The 6,698-nt window shown below is 47.9% G+C and carries 6 protein-coding genes; 5 read left to right on the forward strand and 1 reads right to left on the reverse strand.

The features are described 5' to 3' along the window. From H6G00_RS03375 to H6G00_RS03395, 5 genes are all read left to right on the forward strand, one after another. A partial coding sequence (locus H6G00_RS03375) for an AAA family ATPase (RefSeq protein WP_190795633.1) occupies positions 1-1,170 on the forward strand: 1,170 nt, incomplete at its 5' end. A 110-nt stretch (positions 1,171-1,280) separates the two neighbouring features. Beyond that, the gene (locus H6G00_RS03380; protein ID WP_190643916.1) at positions 1,281-2,561 is read left to right on the forward strand and encodes a tetratricopeptide repeat protein; all 1,281 of its coding nucleotides are present in this window, start codon (positions 1,281-1,283) and stop codon (positions 2,559-2,561) included. 35 nt (positions 2,562-2,596) lie between these two features. Continuing rightward, a complete protein-coding gene (locus tag H6G00_RS03385) occupies positions 2,597-3,799 on the forward strand; it encodes a class I SAM-dependent methyltransferase (RefSeq protein WP_190795634.1) in 1,203 nt (400 codons plus the stop codon). A gap of 21 nt (positions 3,800-3,820) precedes the next feature. After that, positions 3,821-4,348 (forward strand): NUDIX hydrolase, encoded by a 528-nt coding sequence (locus tag H6G00_RS03390; protein ID WP_190795635.1) that lies wholly within the window; start codon positions 3,821-3,823, stop codon positions 4,346-4,348. 276 nt (positions 4,349-4,624) lie between these two features. Then, entirely contained in the window at positions 4,625-6,034 is a 1,410-nt protein-coding gene (locus tag H6G00_RS03395; RefSeq protein ID WP_190795636.1) for a Uma2 family endonuclease, read from the forward strand. 330 nt (positions 6,035-6,364) lie between these two features. Here the strand turns inward: H6G00_RS03395 and H6G00_RS03400 are convergent, their stop codons facing one another. Beyond that, complete coding sequence (locus H6G00_RS03400; protein WP_190795637.1) at positions 6,365-6,514, reverse strand: hypothetical protein; 150 nt, start codon at positions 6,512-6,514, stop codon at positions 6,365-6,367. Between the last annotated feature and the right edge of the window lie 184 nt (positions 6,515-6,698).

Consider the following 6,698-nt stretch of genomic DNA (forward strand, 5'->3'; position numbering starts at 1 on the left):
GTCGAGATGTTTGTTGGAGTTGGTGCTTCACGAGTGCGTGACCTGTTTAAGAAGGCAAAGGAAAACGCCCCTTGCATCATCTTCATTGATGAGATTGACGCAGTCGGACGGCAACGGGGTGCTGGAATCGGTGGCGGCAATGATGAGCGGGAGCAGACCCTCAACCAGTTGCTCACCGAGATGGACGGGTTTGAAGGAAACACCGGCATCATCATCATCGCGGCAACCAACCGTCCTGATGTCCTCGACTCTGCGTTGCTGCGTCCTGGTCGCTTTGACCGTCAGGTGACGGTTGACTTGCCCACCTATAGAGGGCGACTCGGCATTTTGCAAGTTCATGCCCGGAATAAAAAGCTGAATGAGGAAATTTCTCTAGAGGCGATCGCTCGTAAAACTCCCGGTTTTTCTGGCGCTGACTTGGCAAACCTGCTCAATGAAGCCGCCATTCTCACCGCACGGCGACGGAAGGAGACGATTGGCAATCTTGAAGTCGACGATGCGATCGACCGAATCACGATTGGCATGAGCCTGATGCCCTTGCTCGACAGCAAGAAAAAACGCCTGGTTGCCTATCATGAGGTGGGTCACGCCCTGCTCATGACTTTGTTAAAGAACACTGACCCGCTCGACAAGGTGACGATCATTCCTCGTTCTGGCGGCATTGGTGGCTTTGCCAAACCGCTGCTCAATCAGGAAAGCATTGATGACGGACTGCACAGCCGCGCTAATTTCCTTGATCGGATTACGGTTGCGCTCGGCGGTCGAGCCGTTGAGGAAGAAGTTTTTGGTCACGATGAAGTGACGGCCGGCGCGTCAAGCGATATCCGTGCCGTGGCAAACTATGCCCGGTCAATGGTAACGCTCTATGGAATGTCTGACCTCGGCCCCGTTGCGCTGGAAAGCGGCAGCAGCGAAGTATTTCTGGGACGAGATCTGATGACTCGCAACACGGAATATTCCGAGGAAATGGCCACCAAAATTGACCGTCAGGTGCGATCAATTGTCTTCAACTGCTACGAAGAAGCCCGCCAAATCATCAGAGAAAATCGCGCCTTGATCGATCGCCTGGTCGATACGCTCCTAGACCAGGAAACGGTTGAGGGTGACCAGTTCAGGCAAATTGTTTCCGAATACGTAGACCAACCTGTAGCGATCGCCTCTCAGTCTTAGGAATCCTAAAAGGTTGGCTATACAATCGATTCTGTGTAGGGGCGGTTCGCGAACCGCCCCTACGCATTTTTTACTTGCTAACTTAGACACATCCTTCTTCACTGAGCGGCATGAGTCACTATCGGGGAGTTGTCTGGGTCTTTTGTGTCTGCTTGGCACTAAACGGTGCTGCAACCTGGCAAAATTCACCACTGACTGCTAGAGCAGTAGCGCAAACTGAATCGCCACCTGCATCTCTGTCTGATCAAGAACGACAGGAGCTAGAGGAACTTCGGGAAGCAGAGCGAATTCGAGAGGCGATCGAGGAGAATCTAGAAAACAGTGGCGAGATACAGCGACTGATTCAGTCAGAAGTCGATCGTACCTTTGATAGCAGCACAGATTTAATCAACATTCTTCTGACCGTGCTGACGCTGCTACCCATTTTTGCGGCGATCGGACTGTTGCTGTTGCGTCGCAGCGTGATCAACCAGATCGTGTCGGAAACGCGTAAGCAACTGCGCGAAGAAGTAGAGCGACAACTGACCGAAGAAGTGACCTCAGAATTGGCGGAGCAAGCTAAGCAATTCAATCACGAAATTGAGACATTGAAGACTGGGTTCATTGAGCAGATTTCAAACTTGCAGAGCCTGTTTAAAGAGCAAATTGTTCAGGCAATCGATAACTTAACCCCGTCTCCAGCGCAGCAAGATACCGTTGCGCCAGAGGTGAAGCGCCGTATTCAAGAATTGACAGAACAATTGAATACGCTGAAATCTGCTGCTCCAGAGTTGCTGCTGACGGCAGATGATCACGCCACCGAAGGAGAAGCGTTTTACTTTGAAGGTCGCTATGAGGATGCGCTGAAATCCTACGACAAAGCGATTCAGCTTCAGCCCAACAATCCGACAGTTTGGATCAATCGGGCAATCACGCTAAGGCGTTTGGAGCGGTTTGAAGAGGCGATCGCCTCCCACAACCAAGCGCTAGAGCTTGCCCCCAATTCTCCTCGTGCCTGGTATAGCAAAGGCTATACGCTAAGAACCTTTGAGCGCTACGAAGAAGCGCTTGCCTGCTATGAACACACTCTGGAGCTCGAACCTAATGCCTTTCGCACTTGGGATAATCACGGCAGCGCACTAAAGGAAATGGGGCGCTATGAAGAGGCGATCGCTTCCTATGATCAAGCGATCGCCATCAACCCTGACTATCCCAACGTCTGGAACCACAAAGCCAGATGCTATGCCCAATGGGGAAAAGTGGAATTGGCGATCGACTGTTTGCAGAAATCAATTGAACTGCAGCCTGAGTATTTTAACGACATCGCTACCGAACCTGACTTTAACCCAATCCGAGAAGCGGTGAAGTTCAAGCAACTGATTCGAGCTAGGCAGTTGAGCCAGATTATTTGAAAGTGTCACAATAAAAGCCGACACGAATATTAAACATGACGGCACTAGAAACAAACGACAGTAATTTGGCGCTTCGTGACCTGATTGCCCAGAAGATTACGGAAACTTCTGAGCAACGCATCACCTTTGTAGAGTACATGGAATGGGTGCTGTACCATCCACAGTACGGCTACTACAGCACCGATCAGATAAAGATTGGTGCAGAAGGTGACTTTGTGACTTCACCACATCTAGGCGCAGACTTTAGTGAACTGTTAGCTGAGCAATTTGCCGAGATGTGGCAAATTTTGCAGCATCCCAAGCCTTTCACTTTAGTTGAAATGGGTGCAGGGCAAGGACTAATTGTACAGGATGTATTGCGGTATCTGTATCGACATCATTTTGAGTGCTTTGAAGCATTACGCTATGTGATTGTAGAGAAATCATCTGCTTTAGTTGCAGAACAGCAGCAGCGACTAGCTAAACTCAGCCAATCTTGGGGCAATTTATCCTGGCAAACGTTAGAGGAACTATCTTCTGAATCAGTGGTTGGCTGCTGTTTTTCCAATGAATTGGTCGATGCTTTTCCAGTTCACCAACTGGTGATTGAGGCAGGTCAGCTTCGAGAAGTGTATGTCACGCTTGATCAAGATGGTAACTTTACCGAAGTCATTGGAGAGCTTTCAACACCAAAGCTGGAAAGCTACTTTGACTGGGTAGGGGTAAAGTTGCCGTCTGAGATTTACCCTAACGGTTACCGCACCGAGGTGAATTTGGCAGCACTAGATTGGATAGGGGCGATCGCCACTCACCTTGATCGCGGCTATTTACTCACTATCGACTATGGATACCCTGCCAGTCGCTACTACAGCCCTGCTCGTGCTCAAGGAACCTTGCAATGTTACTACCAACACGCGCATCATTCCAATCCTTACATTCACATCGGACGGCAAGATTTGACTGCCCATGTTGACTTCACAGCACTAGAGCGTCAAGGTGAACTTTCTGGATTACAAATTGCTGGCTTTACCCAGCAGGGTTTATTTTTGATGGCGTTGGGGTTAGGCGATCGCCTCTCTGCCCTCTCTAACCCCACTTCCGACCTAAGCCTGCAAGCTACCCTTCAGCGACGAGAATCGCTGCATTCATTAATGAACCCAATGGGTTTAGGCAACTTTGGGGTGTTGATTCAAAGTAAAGGATTAAGTGAGGAAGAGAGAGGGCGATCGCTCAGAGGTTTGAGAATGCCCTCAATGTAATTCTTTATTTGTCAACAACCTATGAAAGAGTTAATGCCCTGGAAATTACTGCATTCTGAACTGGTGTTTGATCATCGGTGGTATAAGGTGCGGCAGGATGTAGTGGAGTTGTCTAATGGGGCGATCGTCGATGACTACTTTCTCAGCGTTAGACCTGATGTAGCACTGGTGTTTCCGGTGACTGCAAAGCGAGAAATTGTCTTTGTTCGTCAATACCGTCACGGTGCAGGAAAAGTGTTGGTTGAGCTTCCGGCGGGCACCTTTGATCCACAAAAGGAGAGCGCTGAATCTGCTGCCCTGCGCGAACTTCAGGAGGAAACAGGATATTGTGCCACTCACTTAACCAAATTAGCCACACTCTACGACAATCCAGTGAAGGAAACAAACAAAATTCACCTATTTCTGGCTGATAACGTTGAACTGGTTTCTGCTCAAAACCTCGACCACACTGAGGAGATCGAGGTTTTGCTGATTCCAATTGATGCAGTTCAAGAGAAGTTGAGTCAAGGTGAGATCAGTGTCTCTGGCACCGTTGCTGCAGTCTTGTAAAGGGATAAAAAAGTTAAACAATTTTGCAGCCTAAAAGCCTCTATTTTTCGTTCGCTATTCAACCTGCCAAAAAATAAAGTTAAACAATTTTCATTCTTTCTGTTGAAGGAAGAACTATATTGAAGCTAATTTTGAGATAAAAAAGTTAAACAATTTTCAAAGACCTTGCCAATAAAGGGATTTGGTATACTCCTTCAAAAGGACATAGCTGCCAAATTTAGAAAATTTTGAATTTGCAGCTAAAAAACAAGCCTAGTTTCAGGAGGCGATCGCTTCTTGTACCCTACCCCTGAGGAGCTATTTGAATCTTTTTCTAACCACCGACCCGAAGGCAAGCTGGAACTAGTCGAGGGTCATCTAGTTGTGGGCAATACGATCGCTGGTAGCCGCTTGCTGCTAAGACAAGTTTTACAAGGCTGGAGGGCAGATGCTGCGATCGCCCTTGCTCCTATGGATTTGTGGATTGAGGCGTTGAAGGTAGGATTCAATCTACCTTCCTCTACTGAAGGCGATCGCTTCTCTGTCCTTCAAGATTTAGAAACAGCCTGTGCTGATGTCGAGTACCAACCAGAAAATTTAATTCCCGGTGAGGGAGTTGCCAACTACCCCTATCATCCCCATCATGGGGTGCGGCAATATCTCTCAACTTGCTTGCATGGTGTTGCCGAGGACTTAGGCGGGCGATCGTTCGGTCGAGACTTTGCTATGCGATTGGGGGAGAACGGGTTTACACCTGACCTGATGTTCTTTAAGTCAAAAAACCTGAATCAGCTTTATTCCTGGTATCTTAATGGACCTGCTGAATTAGTGGTTGAAGTTCTACTATCAGGACACGAGTATTGCGATCGCATTGCTAAGCGAGATTACTATGCGACATCTGGTGTACCTGAATATTGGATTGTCGATCCTCAACGACAGCAGATTGAGTTTTTGCGGCTGCTTGAGGGACAGTATGAGTCACAAGTGCCAGATGAGGATGGCTGGTACCGACCGAGCAGTGTTCCGGGTTTAGCATTTCACTCCAGTTCTCTGTGGGATGAAGAGAACTGGTATGGAAGACGATCGCAGCCGAAGCTATTCGTCCTCGAAACAGAACCGCAGTCCTTCCAGCGAATTCAGGGGATCGAGAGTGCTCAGTGGGGCAGCCTTCCCTTTGCTCCCCATCTTCAGCTGGAGCCTACATCAATCCAATTTGACGAATACGTTAGCTGGTGTCCGCCAGCAAAATTTGAGTTCTTTGATGGCAAGCCGCAGATTAGCTACAAACAAGGCACAAAGCAGGTGCTTGGGTTGTTATTGATGACGTTTGGGCTGGCGAGCGCGGTGAAGGTACTCCCACCTCAAGCCTGGATGCAAGCACTTCGACAACGAGTGCTGTTAGCGCAGCAAGATGAACAGCGGAAAGCTGAGTGGTGGCAGTTGGCACAACAAGCAGCATCTGTTCTCCGAGAACGGTTTGATATCCAGCGAGTGGGAGTCATTGGAGATTTAGTCTGTCCTCAACCGTTGAACTATTGGTCTGAGATCAAGTTGGTGGTTTGGAAAATGGATAGGCGATCGGACTTAGATATCTACAAAGCACTTTCAGCCATGAGTGAAGAACCAAAGATTCAACTAATCAATGTAGAGAAGGACTACTTGACGGCAGAAGAGAAAGAGGCAATCGAAGGGGCGATCGCCATTTGAGTTCAATGAATTGGCAAACATTCGCGTAGTACCGATTTGAGAATTGCCTTAGAGTAAAGCAAGTGAGGCTGAGCCAATTATGGTAAACCAGTCAGTTGAGGAGTTATTGCAGCGATGTACGGTTAAAATTTCTGTTCCAGATCTCTTTGTGGAGTAATAAAACGGTTGGACAATTTCGCCGTCTGAAAGGTTGATTCTTTCGTTGATGTTTTGGAACGTCACAAAAAATGGTTGGACAATTTGCTGCGCTTTTGTAAGAAATTACCTCTGGTTTTGTGATAAAACGGTTGGATAATTTCTGAAAGCTTTGTCAGGAGAAGGTTTCGAGCTTCAGTTTTTCTCAAACTCTTGCTGTCTGAGTTTCGGCGAATGGCAGTAATCAGGCTCAGCGATCGCCATCCGAACGGTCTGCTTGCTCTTGCTGAGTAGGAAGGTTGTGTCCAGTACATGATTATTGAACAACACGATAATTGCTTGCATTCAAGAACTAACAGGGGACATGCTATGTCTTCGATGGAGGCAACATAAGAATTGTCGTGATTCTAGTCTAACCCTCTTTCATCACTCTAGGCGGAGTAAAATAAGAGTGAGTTTCTCCAAAGTTAGATAGGGCAATGGTTACACCCCGCCAAGCCGTTAGTACAGTCACGTTCATCGACAACTA

Source organism: Leptolyngbya sp. FACHB-541 (assembly GCF_014695875.1).
Lineage (GTDB): Bacteria > Cyanobacteriota > Cyanobacteriia > Elainellales > Elainellaceae > JAAUTN01.

Excerpts from the sequence above, each read along its gene's own strand:
- H6G00_RS03385 (WP_190795634.1), top strand. The coding sequence starts at position 2,597 with ATGACGGCACTAGAAACAAACGACAGTAATTTGGCGCTTCGTGACCTG.
- H6G00_RS03400 (WP_190795637.1), bottom strand. The coding sequence starts at position 6,514 with ATGCAAGCAATTATCGTGTTGTTCAATAATCATGTACTGGACACAACC.
- H6G00_RS03390 (WP_190795635.1), top strand. The coding sequence starts at position 3,821 with ATGAAAGAGTTAATGCCCTGGAAATTACTGCATTCTGAACTGGTGTTT.
- H6G00_RS03380 (WP_190643916.1), top strand. The coding sequence starts at position 1,281 with ATGAGTCACTATCGGGGAGTTGTCTGGGTCTTTTGTGTCTGCTTGGCA.